Genomic DNA, 15,429 nt, shown 5'->3' with positions numbered 1-15,429 from the left:
CATATAGAGGAGGCGTAAAGAAAATGAAAGAAAAGTGGTTACTACATAAAATTCGCCATGGCGATATGGCCGCGTTGGATACCTTTATCACCCAAGTATATCCAACTATTTACGCCTTTGTTTATCGTAAGATGCAGGGAGATGATAGCGCGAAGGATATTACCCAAGAAGTATTCTTGCGTTTTATTCGTTATTTGCCAACCTATCATGAAGAGGGGAAGGTGATACATTTTCTATACCGCATTGCCAGTAATCTTTGTGTGGATGCTTATCGCAAACAAAAACTACACCTTATGGAAGACAGCGAGGCTTGGATGAATGGTCTGGGGGATGATATTGATGTACATGAAAGCATTTTAAAGCAATGCGCACAGGAAACATTACTGTATAACATTGGAAAGTTACCGCTGCCCCAACAGGATGTGATCCTATTGCATTATTTCCATCAACTTACTTATCGTGAAATCGCACAAGTGTATGATATGCCAATATCCAGTGTAAAATCCAGGCATAAAGCAGCTTTAGCAAAGCTGTATCAAATGATGAAAGGAGAAAGACAAGATGAAAACAGATAAACCTCATATTTCACAGGATGCTTTATACGATACGTTGGCGGCTTGTCGTAATGAATGGCAGAATCAGCAAATGAAAACACCATATAAAAATGAGCTCTTGCTGCGTTTTATGCATATGGAACTAAAAAGCTATATCCGCATGTCTTTTCTCGGATTATGTATATGTCTTGCAGGCAGCATCATTTTCAGCAATACAATCTTTGTTGTCTGTGGCTATATGTTTTTAATGGGCAGTTGTTTTTTATTTGAAATCTATCGGCGAAAGTATTATCAGACACAAGAAATCATGGCACCTGTTTATCTCAATGATGGCAGAGTATTACTTTTTAAGATGGCCGGTATTGCGGTATGGGAAATAGTGGAATTCATCATATTGTGTTTGGTCTTATATGTTATGGACAAACTGGCGCTGGCGGAAGTTTTGTTGTATGGATTCTTACCGATTTTTATTTTACAAAGCTTATTGATTGTATTCATGACCAAATTAAATACGCTATATAAAGCAGGAAGTGCTTATGTGTTATCGTTTGGTATTTATGTAATCCTTATACAAAGTTTAGATGTATTGTTGTTTGTAAACGCCATACAGCTATTGGTGGCAGCCGTGGTCAGCATCATCTTATATTATTTGATGTTGCTAGTGAATTATCGTATGAAAACAAGGAGGACGATACTATGGAATTAACGTTGGAACATGTGGATAAATCATTTAAACAAATTCATGCCGTACGAGATGTTACCTTACAGCTTGGTAAAGGTGTTCATGGATTATTAGGCGCAAATGGCAGTGGCAAAACGACATTGATGCGATTAATATGTGGCTTGATTCCTCTTGATAAAGGCAGTTTGCATTTTATGGATATAAATGCGCTGAAACAATATGATACATATGCAAGTTATCTTGGCTATCTGCCACAGCATTTCGGTTATTATCCACATTACAGTGTCTATGATTTTCTCTCCTATATGAGTATTTTGAAAAACATGTCTAAAGAATATAGTGAACAGCGTATAGAAACACTTTTAGAAAGGCTAAATTTGCAGTCACATAAGCATAAGAAGCTCCGTCAATTATCTGGTGGTATGTTACGTCGTGTGGGGATTGCCCAAGCCTTATTGAATGAACCTAAGCTGTTGCTGTTAGATGAGCCAACGGCAGGTCTGGACCCTAAAGAAAGAATTATCTTTCGTAATCTGATCGCCTCCTTATCGCAAGAATGTTGTATCCTGTTATCTACCCATATTGTAAGTGATGTAGAAACGATTGCAGATGATATTCTTGTCATGAAAGAAGGTAGTATCTTACTGCATGATACCGTTGCTAATCTCTTGACCTATATGCAGGGGAAAGTATGGGAAATGGTGCTTCCTGCAAGCGAAGCAATTGCTCTTTCTGATAAGTATTGCATCGTAAAACAGCATACCATGCAAGATGGTGTGCATCTGCGTTTTATAAGTGATACACAAAGTTATCCGAATGCGAAATTAGCAATTCCCGATTTAGATGATTTGTATCTTTATTATTTTCAGGATGGTGAAACCGTATGATGCGTTTATTAAAAAGTGAATATCAAAAACTAGGGAAACGAAAATTTACGGTTGTATTGTTAATAGCTTTATTTGCTTATAGTGGCTATCAGATTTATCAGACTTATCATGCAACTGCAGCATCTGAAATAATGGCAATGACTTATGAGACAACAGATCATCAAAAAGTTGCAAACGGTTTAGCATATTATCGTTATGCCGATGAATACCTACACCAGTATGCAGGGCCCTTTAATGAAGATACCATTCAGAAAATGAAGGAAGATTATCAAAAAATCATGAAGAAGTATCAGCGTAAGAATATAGATACGGAAAAGATGGAACGCATATACGGTAAAGATTGGGAGTCTTTCTTAAAGGGCGCCGCTACCAGTAAGTATATGGAAGAAGATGTTCGAAAACGAATGGAACGTATGAACATTGATGGATATGGTATGGATGATAAAGGTAATTACTTTTTCAACGTTTTTTATAAAGAAGATCCGGTATATATGCTTTATCAACGTATTTACACAGGGCATAGTCAATATGCCACAAGTCATGAACTTTATGGTGAGAACGCAGGACAAATATCTTCTGAGATAGTTGATATTTCTGTAAATCAATATCTGCCTCGTTTCTTAAAAGGGGCAGGAGCAGAAAAAGAGTTGTTTGAAAATGCGATGCATAGTGGTGAGATAACGAACGCGTCTTCGCGAATTGCGAAAAAGTATCAAGAAGAATTACAACAAGGACAGCTTCAATATGACAGTACGGTAGGTAATCATTTATTGTTAACAAATTTGAATAAAATTGACTTTGTAAGTTTACTAGTTATCATAATCGTATTATCGGATATGTTTGCACAAGAAACACATTATAAAACTGATCAGATTCTCATACCGACAAAAGAAGGAGCGAAACGCTTGGTGATTGCCAAACTATTATGTGGCATGTCTTTAGCAATCGGTATTCTATTCCTTCAGTTATGCATGATTGTTTTGGCAGCATTCATCTTTGTTCCTCTGCGATCCTTAGATCTCACGGTATTTCCACAAGCAGATGCCGGGTATTATGAAATGATACGGTTCATATTTACCTATCGTGAGGTTCTCGTTAGTACCTTTTTCCTTACCCTGATAGCAGCTATGGCGATAGGTATGGTAACAATGACCATTTCTTATTTCTCTAAGAATCGATTTGCGACAGCGATTCTTATGCTCGTATTTATGATTTTATCATTTGCCATTAACTTCAGACAAGATGGATGGTTGGCTTATCTTTGTTCTCTTTTCCCATCCCGTATGTTGGAGGTAAACACCTTTTATAGTTGGATGAATGGTGGATTTTCACCTTTCATAATCTTTATGGATATGATGATTCCTTGGAAAAATATTGTTTGTGTCCTCTGGATAATACTGATGATCATCCTGTCTGTTATTATCATACAGCGGTATCAAAAACATTTCGTAAAGAGTCATTAAGATGAATATTGTGAAATTTAGATGGTCTGTATAAAAAAGGGTAAATACTAGTGGCATTTATCCGTAAATTGCGCAAAAAACATGAAAAAACAGTCCGTTTTTTCTAGAAATATGCCTATTGATTAAAAGCGGATCCTATGTTAAATTAAGACACAGATATATAGGAGGAATAGTTATTATGAAAAAAGTTATGAAATTTATGATGGTTTTAGGGCTAGTCTTAACTCTGGCACCAAGTATGGGAGGCCATGTAAACAATAAACGTTGCGGATTAAATCCTAAAACAAGTAAAGATTGTGCACATGAGGTAATGCCTGCTAATTCAGAACATTTAGGTTTATAAAATGAACAGACATTTAGGTCCTATCTTTCGCTTACATAGAAGAGAATCTGGACTTCGACTGGCACAATTCAAGGAAATTGTGCCAGTTTCTAAATTAAGCGATTTTGAAACTGGGAAGAAAGATCTGACGCAGGAAACGGTAAGAAAGCTATATGCGATTATCGGCATGGAGTTTCATGCGATTGAAGATAATGCAAATGTATCTATCATGGTTTGGAATCTGTTTACGGCAATTGTTAAATCAGAACCTACGGCAGACATATACAAAAAACTTTATCAACAGAAGTCCAGTGTACAATTTCAAGGTGAATATATCATATGGTTGTTAGGTGTTTTTATTTATCGTGTATATCATGCAGAGGATGAATATTTATATGAAGAAGATATCAAAAGGCTGAATAAATACATTGATTATTTAGAACCGGAACTTCAGAAATTGTTTTATGATACTGCTGGTGGCTATTATATCAGTGCTTATGATTATAAAAATGCAATTATGTATTTTGATAAGGCTATACATAGTAACAATATAGAAATACAGGCTATGGCATTTTATCATAAGACGATCATATTGGTAGAACAAGGCTATTATGTGGAAGGCTTAGATTGTATCAAAAGAGCCATCAGTTTATTTAATCAAAATCTGTATTTAAAGCGTGGTGTCATGTGCAATGTATTGTTAGGAAACTTGTATTCAGGATTGAATGATTACGCAATGGCTGAACAAGTATATGTACAATGTTTAAATGCTATGAGACAACTTTCATTACCTAATATGATCGCCATTTTTAATAATCTCACTTGGATAAGTTTGTTATGGGGTAAATATGATAAAGTATTACAATATGCAAATGAGGCAGAGAAACATAGCAAAACCCATGAGATGATGTATTTTTATAAATTCTATGCTTATCATAAAATGAATATGCGTAATGAAGCAAAAGAACAAATACGTCAAGCAAAATTGTATTGCACAAAATCCTCTGAATATCGCATTGCGATGATTGATGCATTTGCGACGTATCTCTATGAAACGAAACCATTTGAATTAAAGGAAAAGAAGTTTTTAAAAGCCTATAAGTCTGCCAGAAAGGCAAACGATATACAGGCTGCTATCTTTGTGTTAAATCTCTTATCAGATCTGTGTGAGTCCTATATGAGAAAAGAAAAAGAATTATTTTATAAAACAGAGATGATAAAATTATACAAAATGAGAAGATGAGGTAATTATTTTCTGGAAATTATAATTGTAAAAAAATATTATATATGGTTAATCTTCGGGTAGGATATAAAGGCGGTAATTATGAAGTGCACCCCATAATTTGGACATACAAATTATGGAGGTGCATTTTAATATGTCAAAGTTAACCAGAGAACAAAAAATAGAAATATACGCTAGAAGAAAGAATGGAGAAACAGTTTCCTCTTTAATTAAAGAATTTAAAATCAGATCAGAGGCAGTAAACTATATAGTTAGTCTCATTGATCTTCACGGATTTGATATTTTGAGAACTGATAAAAATAACTATTATTCAATCATGATGAAACAGGAAATAATAGATAAGGTTCTGATTGATAATTGTTCAATACGCTCTGTAGCTTTAGAATACGGATTATTATCAAGAGGTATGTTGCAAAAATGGATTTGTTCGTATAAAAAGCATGGATGTGTTATAGTAGAGAAGACAAAAGGAAAGTCATCTGCTATGAAAAAGAAAAATGTAATTATCAAACCTTATGATGAAATGGATGATAAAGAAAAGGTTAAATATAACGAGGATCGTATTCAATATTTAGAAGCGGAGAATGAATACTTAAAAAAATTGCAAGCTGTAGTTCAAGCACGGAAGAATCGACAATCGAAGAAAGAGTAAAGATTGTCTTTGAATTACGGCTGAAATATCCTTTAAAGATTCTTCTTGAAACATCCAAGATACCAAGATCAACCTATTACTATACCGTTTCTAAAGTTGATAAAGATACCGGAAATGATGAAGTAATGAATAACATCATTGATATCTTCTATACTCATAAAGGGCGCTATGGATACCGCAGAATTACTTTAGAACTTACCAATAGAGGATTTCATATCAATCACAAAAAAGTAAAACGATTGATGAAGCGTTTAGGCTTATATGGAATTGCACCGAAAGCAAAATACAAATCCTATAAGGGAGCCATAAACGGAACCGTAAAAAACCAATTATTAAATAAAGTAGTGGATGAAGAAAATCATAAGACATGCTACGAAAGAGATTTTACAACTACAAAGTGTGATGAGAAATGGACAACCGATATATCCGAATTTCATATCGCAGCCGGCAAGCTATATCTATCGCCCATATTAGATATGCACAGTCGTGAAATCATATCGTTCAGCATATCAAATAGTCCTAACTATGAACAAACGAAAGAAATGCTTAATTACGCTTTTAAAACGCATAAAGACTTGAAAGGATTGATCTTTCATTCCGATCAAGGATGGCAATACCAAATGCAGCCTTATCATAAAGTATTGAAAGAACAAGGAATTATCCAATCAATGTCACGAAAAGGAAATTGTCTTGATAACTCACCTATGGAGAACTTCTTTGGGATTATGAAACGAGAAATGTTTTATGGACATGAATATGAATTTAAAACATTAGATGAATTACGTATTGCCATGAAAGAATATATCAAGTATTATAATACACAAAGAATCACAGTAAAATTAAAAGGATTAACTCCTATACAATATAGGAATCAATCCTTAATCAGTCGGGTGTGATAATCTGTGTCCAACTTTATGGGTTCACTTCATTATGGGCTGCCTTTTTTTCCATATATAACAAAAAGTCAGGCTCTGGAACGGTCCTGACTCTTTGTTGTAAATGATATAAAACATATAGTGGGAAGTTAGTGCTTGTGGTTGTAAAGTTATAGAGGAAATAAGCCATGTGTAGAAAGGAAGAACACATCTCTCATAATTAGCTTTATCTAACTTCTTCTATATAATACAACGAAAGTTAACCTTAGTCAACAATTTTATACAAGTTTTTCATTTTTTTATATATGACGACTTGCACCACCTACATAAGTAAAAAAGACTGTTTCAACAGTCTAATCGTTCGCTAAGGCATGTAAGAATTGTTGCAAGATTATTTCCGCATGATGACCTTCATAGCCATATTCCCCAAGTTGAATCTTTGGTTTCATTTTACCATGAAAATCACTGCCACAACTCATCAGCACATGATGCTTTTGACAATAGTCTTCATAATATAAGTTTTGTTCCCGCGTATGGTAGTTGCTGTAGGCCTCAATACCGTCTATACCTTGACTAAGAGCTTTTTCCAAGCGTTCTTCTTGGTGGAAGAAATTACGGAAAGGATGGGCAATAATGGCAATACCACCGGCTTCATGGATGTGCTCTACGGTTTCTTGCAGACTGGGATATGGTACATGAACATAGCAAGGATTACCGGCACTGCACATGTCCCAATAAAAATTGACACAAGCCGGCTCACAGCGCTCTCCACCTGGTTGGTAGGGCTGAAAGGCTGGCTTATTTGCATAGCGAGGATCCTTGAGAAAATAGTCAACGATAGCGGGAAAGGGATTCATCGTTCCAAAGCGTTGTAATAATGCTTGTGCATCTAATTCCATATCGAAGTATTCATTCAATTTGGCAATGCGTTTTGTCATCGTACCCTGCTTTAATTGAGCAATCTGCTGAGGAAGCTTTTCAAAATACGGTGTATGATGATTTAGGCCATAGCCCAGCACATGGACTTCCAATCCGTCAAACAAGGTATCACATTCAATGGCAGGAATCACACGTATCGCGTTTTGCTTACCTAACTGCATCATTTCATCAACGCCCTGTGCCGTATTATGGTCGCTTAAGGCAATAAGAGACAGCTTGGCTTCTTTTACTTTTTCTATTAATTCCTGACAGGTGAATTGTCCATCACTACTATATAAAGAATGCATGTGTAAATCAAATGTTGTCATAGTGGCTCTCCTTTGAAAACAAAGGTATTATAGCATAAGCAAATCGGAAAAGTTTGTATCTATTAGAAATTATTAAAATATTGCGAAAAAAGTGGGAAATTTGTATAAAAACAAAAAAATTAATGTTTTAAATTTGGAATGTTGGGATTTTTAATTGACGAATTCCTTGGGAATACTTAAACTAAGAGTGTGTCAAAGGAGGCTGATGAAAATGTCCAAAGCAAGCGATGCCAGAAGAAATGCGTTATATGAGATCATTCTGAATGAAGGAAGAGTTCGTGTGGGGGATTTGGCGCGGGCCTTGGATGTTACTACAGAAACCATACGAAAAGATCTGAAAGTATTAGAAGATCGTGGCGTATTAATTAAAAAGCATGGCAGCGCTACTGTTCGCAATGCTTATTATCAGTTGCCTTTTGATGTGAAACTGCAGGAGAATACAGTGCAGAAACAATGGATTGCGCGCAAGGCATTAGATTTTATACAGGATGATTCCATTGTCTATTTAGATCCGGGAAGTACCTGTTTGCAACTGGCTAAATTGTTACGGTTAAAGAAGAATATTACCGTATTGACAAATTCTTTGCCCATTGGCGATATCATTTGTGACAGTGGCTTAGAACTTATTATGGCCGGTGGTAAGCTGCAGAAAAAAGGCAGAGCTTTTATTGGCTATTATACGACAAATGTGATTGACTCCATTCGCATCGATATTGCTTTTTTAGGCTGTGACGGTTTCCAGGATATGGATGGACCGATGACATTTTCTATGGAACATGCGGAAATCAACCGCCATATTCTACGCCAATCCAGAAAAAGTATTTTGCTTTGTGATTCCAGCAAGTTTACCAAGACCAGTACCTATCAGTTTGCGAAGTTTTCGGATTATGATGTCATGATTACCAATCCGATCAGTGAGGAACAGCAGACAATGGTAAAAGGTGTAAAACAGCTGATCATGGTAGATGAGCATACTTTTGAATGACCATGATAAGACATGGGCCATATACCCGATAAACACTGTTGTAGGATCTGACCAATCTACTGATGAAGAGCGACCTCCTTGCCATATCAGAACAGCGTTATCGGGTTTGTTTTATGAAAGCATATCGTTTATGATAATAGAAAAGGGATGCAAGGAAACAATACAGGAGGAACCTATGAAAAAAGATCGAAGAAATGTCGTGCTGTTATGTGGTTTTTACTTTCTGAGCTATTTGGCATTTGTATTGCCTTATGGCTACATGCAAACGTTTTTAGAATCCGTTGGCTATGATGTCGTAGAACGTGGTGTTATCTTATCTGGTACGGCTGTTGTCGCTATTGTAACACAGCTATTTGCTGGTTATTTATGTGATAAGTACCATAGTGATAAACGCTTTTTCAATTTATCATTGATTATCTTTGTTTTAGCAGCCTTGGTGATGTATCAGGTAAGTGAAAAGAGCTTTTATCTGCATTTGATCTTTATGTCTTTAGTCGGCGGTATGTTTCGTACGACAATGGCAATACAGGATAGCTGGACACTACAGACGAGTGAAACCTGTCGAAATAACTTTGGGCCGATTCGGGCCTTTGGTGCGATAGGCTGGATGATTGGAAGTCCGATTGGGGCAATGATCGTTGAACATTACGGCTATGCTTCCTTAGGTTATGTATTTGCCGGTTTGGCCGTGTTGAATATTTTATTGACGATGATGATGCAAGATGCCGTAAAGGTGGAAAAAAGTGGTGGTATTCATATCGGCGATTTAAAGGAATTGTTACTCAATCGTAAATATATCATTGTGGTATTGATCTTCCTATTTATTAATGTCATCGCAACGGCTGATATTTATACGACTGTGGATAAGATGATGAATCTTGGAGCGAAAGAAGGAATGATCGGCGCACGCTGGAGCATACAGGCATTTACCGAACTGCCACTGTTTTTTGCCGGTACCTGGCTGTTAAAGAAATTCGGTGACTATAAGCTGATGATGTTTGGTACCTTTATGTATATTCTTCGTTTTATTGCCTATTCGCTTGTACAATCGCCGGAAATGATGATTGTTGTCACTTTGATGCAATGTATCACGTATCCGCTTATCATGATTACCAGCAAAACTTTGGTTGATGATACGACGCCAAAACATTTGCGTAGTAGTGGACAGACCATAGCTTCAGCTTTTTATGTAGGTGTTTCCTTATTAGTTACCCCTGTGATTGCCGGTGCAATGGTCAATGCGATGGGGGCCGATATGACATTATTGCTGATTGGTTTATCCGGCATTATCCCTTTAGGTTTGGGATTGCTTTATAAACGGGTATAGACAAATGTCACTGATTTACGTAACCGCTTAAATTCTTCCTTGAAATAGTGTATAATAATACCGAAATTGGAAGAAGGAGAAAATTTATGGATACTATATTTACTATGGAAACCTTTATCAGTGTGGTTATGATCGGGTATGGCATTTGGATGTTATTTCGTTCCGCACAGCAGTTAAGAACAAATATAAAATTAAGAAATGAGTACAAAAACAGTCATAAGGACTATGAAGAAGTAAATGTTTATACCGGCTTTTTGATTTTCTTTGCCATAATGATGGCAGCCGGCATTTTCCTTGCCTTTTTCCCATATGTGGAGGATAACGTTTACTATTATCGTCTTGCCTACAGTTTAATAGCGTTGATTGCCGTGAGTATGGGAATGGATACGCTTGTGAAACGACGTGTTATTTTTGATGACAATGGCTTCTTATATGAAAAGGCTTATTATCGTTACCGTTCTATCATGAACGTAACACGAAACAAAGGCTTAATGAAAAACATGGAAATTTCATCAACCGAAGAAAAACGAATCACGATTTCACATAAGATGGGTGAGGCATTTGATGTTCATTATGACAACTGGAAAAACCGTAAGAAACATAAAAAATAAAGGTGAAGGATGATTCGTAATGATAAAACTATGTGTGTTTGATGTGGATGGTACACTGATTACAAAAGGTGATAGACAGTTCAGTTACAACACGATAACAGCATTAAAAAATTTGCAAAAGCAAGGAGTGAAGCTGGCCATTGCCAGTGGCAGACCTCCTTTTGCCATGGAGAAGAAACTGCTGGAAGAAATTACATTTGATTATTTTATTTGCAGCAATGGTGCCTGTGTGATAGATAGCAAGGATGAGATATTACATCGCTTTTCTTTTACGAAACAGCAGACCCAAAAATTGATTGATATCTTTCGCACCAAAGATGATGCTTTGATGTTTCAATGCATCGAAGCGGCGCGTTGTTATCATGGCTATAAGCGTATTGCGCATATGCTGGAAGGATTTTTAGGACGTTTGGATATTTTAAGCGATGAGCGTGAACAAAGCATATATCAACAAAAAAGCCTTCCTTTAGCTGCTGTGGCAAAAATTGAACATGAGGATTTGCAAGCGATCAAAGAACATTTTCCTGAATTATTATTTACGCCCTTTGATACGACATATTATGATATCAATGGACAGCATAGCAAAGCAGATGGCATCGCATGTATTTGTAAGCATATCGGTATCGATATGACAGAATGTGCAGCGTTTGGCGATGATTATAATGATTTGGATATGATCAAGCGCTGTGGGTATGGCATTGCCATGGGAAATGCCCGTGAAAAAGTCAAAGAAGCAGCTGCTTATGTGACATCTAATGTTGAGGAAGATGGCATATGGAACGCTTGTCTTCACTATGGGTGGATAAAGCAATGATACGATTATTATTAAGTGATATCGATGGTACCTTGATTCAATATGATCCAAAGATTCATAAGACTGATGTTGACGCAATCCATCAGCTGCAGAAACATGGTGTTCAATTTGGTTTGGTGACAGGAAGAGATATCGGCTTTTGCCGTCATCTGTTAACACACCATAATTTACAAGCCGATTGTATCATAGCCAATAATGGAGGCTCTTTATGGATTCAAAAACATAAGGTATTAGAACATCATATGGATGGGGAAGAAGTTATCGCTATTATGAAACAATTGGATGCTTATGTGGGGATGTGTCATCCTTTTATTTGTAGTGAAGAGCGTGAATTCTTTTTAATGAAACATGCCTATACAGCAGATGCATGGCAATCTATACGTAAGACACTTGCTTATTTGGGCAATTTGCGTGAAGAAGACTTACTCCACCATTTGCATAGAACAAAAGCCAGTGTGGTCAAAATCAGTTTGTATACTTGCAATGAGCAGACAACAAATGCTTTATTGCCTAAGCTTCAGGCAATATTTAAAGAGTATGAAGTCTTGCCTACTTCTATCGACTATATTGAAATAACCAAAAAAGGTATTCATAAAGGCAACACCGTTTGTACCCTGATGGATAAGCTGCATCTAAAAAAGCATGAGGTTGGGGTAATCGGGGATGGCCATAATGATGTGCCGATGTTTTCCTGTGTTGAGCATAGTTTTGTGATGGAAAGTGCGCAGGAGGAAGTAAAGCGTCATGGGAAGAGAATCGTAAAAAGTGTTGCGCAAGCGGTACAATGTGTTATACAATACAATCAAAATGAGGAATAACTTCCTTTTATCAGTAGGAGGATGTAAAGAAATGGCAAAGAAAAAAGCAACAGTTCAGCAGACAGCGGCAAAACGTGTATTAGATGTATTACATCGAAAAGAGGCATATTCAGAAAGTACGGCTGTCGGTTATGAGGCATTTAAAAATATATCATATCCAACTCAGGTCATCGCTTATACGATTGCGAATCTGATGGAAAATGGGGTTGTGAAACGGACGCAGGATGAGCGCTTTTATTTTGATGAGCAGAACTGGAATCAGTTAAAGAAAAAAGTCAATGTAGGATATCTGGTATTAATTGGCTTGCCATTGATTTTATTTTTAATTTTCTTATTCGTCAAATATGTGTTATAGTTTCAGAAAAGCTTAGCGTTTACAGATTATGAAAAACGCTTGCTTCATGTAGTATTTATCCGGTTGCTTAGCAACCTTTTTTTGTTTGAAAAACCTTTTCCAAAGTGATATGTACCCTTTTGATACGCGGTACGTATGTATTGCTAAGTTACCATATAACGGGTATTAAAAAATGATTATTATCGGTTATCCGGTTGAAACACATGGAATTGATATAAATGATGTTGCGTAATTGTTTATCCGTTTAAAGGAGTTTATCGATTATCAAAGGGTGGAGAAGCTTGTAATGAATAAGTTAAAGGGAGGATCAAAAACTTATCTTATAGGAAATGTTATGAAGTATTACGTCAGTGCTATGCCGGGATAAAGGCGAATCGTAAATAAATAAAAAATGAGGGATGCCAAATTCGGCAATTCCTCATTTTGGGTGTTTTAGGTGATATTTTCTAATGTATCTTTTAGTTTATCCATGCTGGATATAGTTTCCTGGAAAGGCACTTCAGCTTCTAAGGAAAGGACTTTATCATAACCGCGATTGTGTAAATATGTCAGAATCTGATCATATGGTATATCGCCGTCGAATAATTCTTTATGCACAAAAGGTTTTTGCTGGGTAGGATCATAATGATAATCTTTGATGTGAATATGACCTATTTGCGGATAGATATAACGTAACTCATCCATTAATGAAAAGAGTAAATAATCTTTTGGCACATTTTCTTTTACTGCTCTAAAGCTATTGGCTGGATCCCATAATAAGCGTAAGTGTGGATCTTGGAAAGCCTTGATGATCTGTATCGTCATCATTCCCTTTGGCAATCGTGAATATGGGCAGTTTTCTAAAACTAACGTTATATCATATTCCTTCGCAATCCGTAAAGCTAAACGGACTGCACGAAGGATAGCATTCATATCTTCCTGAATGCCGAAAGGAGGTTTACGATTGTCAGGAAAACGGAAGGGGAATATGCGTACGCGCGGACAATTTAAACGTTTGGCAATGCGGCAGGCATTTTCCAGATAACGCAGGTGCGTATTGATATCGCCTTCAATGGCATAAAAAGAATCATTGAATAAAGAAACTTGATCACCTTCATATAAAGGGCAAAGAAAAAAGACAGTACTGGCAATGCAGGATACTTCCAAATGATAGGTTTGTAAGAGCGTGCGGATATGCTCGACTTCTGCCAGACTACATTCTTCAATACTTTTACCAAAGACATTGTGTAATTCCACATGCGAATAATGATGTGCTTTCGCTATTTGTAAAGCACGTTCTAAATCTTCACAAATTTGATCGGTTATAATGGCATATTGCATACATTCACCTGACTGCAACAATAAGATTTGCAGTCATTTTTCCTTTCTGTACTATGATTATACCATTTTCTTAGGCAATTGTTATAACAATTGTTAGAAAAAAGATGAAAAATGTAGGGAAGGTCATAATGTAATGACATTTCATTGCTTTTGTATGTGATTCATATTATAATAGGGACGAGAAAAAGAAAGAGGTAGAACATTATGTATCCATTTCGTTTAAAACCAATTTATGACAAAACCATTTGGGCCAATGATCGTTTAACGACGATGCGTCATGAAGCCCAGACGGGATGTGGCACATGCTGGGAAATCAGTGCCCATCCACATGCACAGAATAAGATCATCAATGGAGATTATGCCGGTAAAACTTTACAGGAATTGTTAGATGAGAAAGAGCAAGAAATGCTAGGGGAAGTACCTAGACAGCGTTTGTTACGTTTGGCTTTTCTAGATGCGGCAGATAATCTTTCCATTCAGGTTCATCCGGATGATGTTTATGCGCATGAACATGAACATGATGAAGGGAAAACAGAATCTTGGTATATTTTAGAGGCAGATGAAGGGGCAACGCTGGTAGCTGGAACGACCATTGCCGATAAGGATGTTTTATATCAGGCGGTGCAAGAGAATACAGTTGAGCAATATGTGCGGCGCATTCCGGTAAAAGCCGGGGATTTTGTATGTATTGATGCAGGGATGTTGCATGCCTTAGGGAAGGGCATCTTAGCATTGGAAATTGGGGAGAATTCCAACACGACATATCGTTTTTATGATTATAATCGAAAAGATGCAAACGGCAATCCACGTCCTTTGCATATTCAAAAAAGCTTTGATGTTGCGGATTTCGCTTTGGTTTGCACACCGGTTCATTCTCCTTTAGAAAAAGTACAGGAAACAAAGGAGAAAATGTTAGTAGAGCGTGAAGAGTTTTGTGTCAAGCTGGTAGACATTCATGCATCCTATGAAGTAATTATGGATCACACAAAATTTTATTGTGTATCGAATGTTGGTCAAGATGCTGAAATCATCTGTGACGGTATGCACATTCCATTCCTTTATACAGAAAGCATCTTTGTTCCGGCAGCGTGTAAGGATTTTACCATACTGGGGGATACCAGAGTGTTACTCAGCTATGTGAAATAAAGCAAGGCGATTAGGGCAGCTAAGAGCTGCCTTTTTGTTACCGGTGTTCTACATGCGCAAGAATTAAGCAGGTGCATAGTCGAACACAATTATGTGCGCATAGGGTGTCATATTTGGATGTTTGCAAG

The 15,429-nt window shown here is 36.7% G+C and carries 16 protein-coding genes; 14 read left to right on the top strand and 2 right to left on the bottom strand.

The window, feature by feature from the left end; genetic code table 11:
• Positions 1–23: 23 nt before the first annotated feature.
• From ACESSZ_RS04380 to ACESSZ_RS04350, 7 genes are all read left to right on the top strand, one after another.
• A complete protein-coding gene (locus ACESSZ_RS04380; protein ID WP_008979739.1) occupies positions 24–575 on the top strand; it encodes an RNA polymerase sigma factor in 552 nt (183 codons plus the stop codon).
• On the top strand, positions 562–1,260 hold the full coding sequence (locus ACESSZ_RS04375) for a hypothetical protein (RefSeq protein WP_119983288.1): 699 nt from the start codon (positions 562–564) through the stop codon (positions 1,258–1,260). Before ACESSZ_RS04380 ends, ACESSZ_RS04375 begins: the two co-directional genes overlap by 14 nt.
• The gene (locus tag ACESSZ_RS04370; protein WP_119983289.1) at positions 1,251–2,123 is read left to right on the top strand and encodes an ATP-binding cassette domain-containing protein; all 873 of its coding nucleotides are present in this window, start codon (positions 1,251–1,253) and stop codon (positions 2,121–2,123) included. Before ACESSZ_RS04375 ends, ACESSZ_RS04370 begins: the two co-directional genes overlap by 10 nt.
• Positions 2,120–3,586 (top strand): ABC transporter permease, encoded by a 1,467-nt coding sequence (locus ACESSZ_RS04365; RefSeq protein ID WP_119983290.1) that lies wholly within the window; start codon positions 2,120–2,122, stop codon positions 3,584–3,586. The genes ACESSZ_RS04370 and ACESSZ_RS04365 overlap by 4 nt, the downstream gene beginning before the upstream one ends.
• A 178-nt stretch (positions 3,587–3,764) precedes the next feature.
• Positions 3,765–3,929 (top strand): hypothetical protein, encoded by a 165-nt coding sequence (locus ACESSZ_RS04360; protein WP_165877196.1) that lies wholly within the window; start codon positions 3,765–3,767, stop codon positions 3,927–3,929.
• Between the two features lies 1 nt (position 3,930).
• Positions 3,931–5,151 carry a tetratricopeptide repeat protein gene (locus tag ACESSZ_RS04355; protein WP_499842693.1) on the top strand — a complete coding sequence of 407 codons (1,221 nt, stop codon included), beginning with the start codon at positions 3,931–3,933 and terminating at the stop codon, positions 5,149–5,151.
• Between the two features lie 133 nt (positions 5,152–5,284).
• Positions 5,285–6,699, top strand: a protein-coding gene (locus ACESSZ_RS04350) for an IS3 family transposase (protein WP_119983291.1) whose coding sequence is annotated in 2 segments (ribosomal slippage) — positions 5,285–5,797 and positions 5,800–6,699 — 1,413 coding nt in all. Because the reading frame shifts where the segments join, the coding sequence is not laid out codon by codon here.
• A gap of 332 nt (positions 6,700–7,031) precedes the next feature.
• On the opposite strand, the gene ACESSZ_RS04345 is transcribed toward ACESSZ_RS04350, so the two are convergent.
• Positions 7,032–7,925 (bottom strand): PHP domain-containing protein, encoded by an 894-nt coding sequence (locus ACESSZ_RS04345; RefSeq protein WP_119983292.1) that lies wholly within the window; start codon positions 7,923–7,925, stop codon positions 7,032–7,034.
• A 211-nt stretch (positions 7,926–8,136) separates the two neighbouring features.
• Here ACESSZ_RS04345 and ACESSZ_RS04340 point away from each other — a divergent pair, with 211 nt between their 5' ends.
• The 6 genes from ACESSZ_RS04340 (at position 8,137) to ACESSZ_RS04315 (ending at position 12,835) form a co-directional block, all read left to right on the top strand.
• Positions 8,137–8,910, top strand: coding sequence for a DeoR/GlpR family DNA-binding transcription regulator (locus ACESSZ_RS04340; protein ID WP_020990874.1), 774 nt, complete (start codon positions 8,137–8,139; stop codon positions 8,908–8,910).
• 175 nt (positions 8,911–9,085) lie between these two features.
• Entirely contained in the window at positions 9,086–10,237 is a 1,152-nt protein-coding gene (locus ACESSZ_RS04335) for an MFS transporter (protein ID WP_020990873.1), read from the top strand.
• Positions 10,238–10,323: 86 nt separating this feature from the next.
• Positions 10,324–10,848 (top strand): hypothetical protein, encoded by a 525-nt coding sequence (locus ACESSZ_RS04330; protein WP_008979307.1) that lies wholly within the window; start codon positions 10,324–10,326, stop codon positions 10,846–10,848.
• A gap of 19 nt (positions 10,849–10,867) precedes the next feature.
• A complete protein-coding gene (locus tag ACESSZ_RS04325; RefSeq protein ID WP_119983293.1) occupies positions 10,868–11,662 on the top strand; it encodes an HAD family hydrolase in 795 nt (264 codons plus the stop codon).
• On the top strand, positions 11,623–12,480 hold the full coding sequence (locus ACESSZ_RS04320) for an HAD family hydrolase (RefSeq protein WP_119983294.1): 858 nt from the start codon (positions 11,623–11,625) through the stop codon (positions 12,478–12,480). The genes ACESSZ_RS04325 and ACESSZ_RS04320 overlap by 40 nt, the downstream gene beginning before the upstream one ends.
• A gap of 31 nt (positions 12,481–12,511) precedes the next feature.
• Complete coding sequence (locus ACESSZ_RS04315) at positions 12,512–12,835, top strand: hypothetical protein (protein ID WP_008690707.1); 324 nt, start codon at positions 12,512–12,514, stop codon at positions 12,833–12,835.
• A gap of 432 nt (positions 12,836–13,267) precedes the next feature.
• Here the strand turns inward: ACESSZ_RS04315 and ACESSZ_RS04310 are convergent, their stop codons facing one another.
• Complete coding sequence (locus ACESSZ_RS04310; protein WP_117548012.1) at positions 13,268–14,155, bottom strand: sugar phosphate isomerase/epimerase family protein; 888 nt, start codon at positions 14,153–14,155, stop codon at positions 13,268–13,270.
• Between the two features lie 204 nt (positions 14,156–14,359).
• On the opposite strand from ACESSZ_RS04310, the gene ACESSZ_RS04305 reads away from it, so the two are divergent.
• Complete coding sequence (locus ACESSZ_RS04305) at positions 14,360–15,301, top strand: type I phosphomannose isomerase catalytic subunit (protein ID WP_119983295.1); 942 nt, start codon at positions 14,360–14,362, stop codon at positions 15,299–15,301.
• Positions 15,302–15,429: the final 128 nt, after the last annotated feature.

This window comes from Eubacterium sp. 3_1_31, assembly GCF_964249515.1.
In the GTDB taxonomy this organism is placed as follows: Bacteria; Bacillota_I; Bacilli_A; order Erysipelotrichales; family Erysipelotrichaceae; genus Longicatena; species Longicatena caecimuris.
This window is presented reverse-complemented; position numbering and strand designations above follow the sequence as displayed.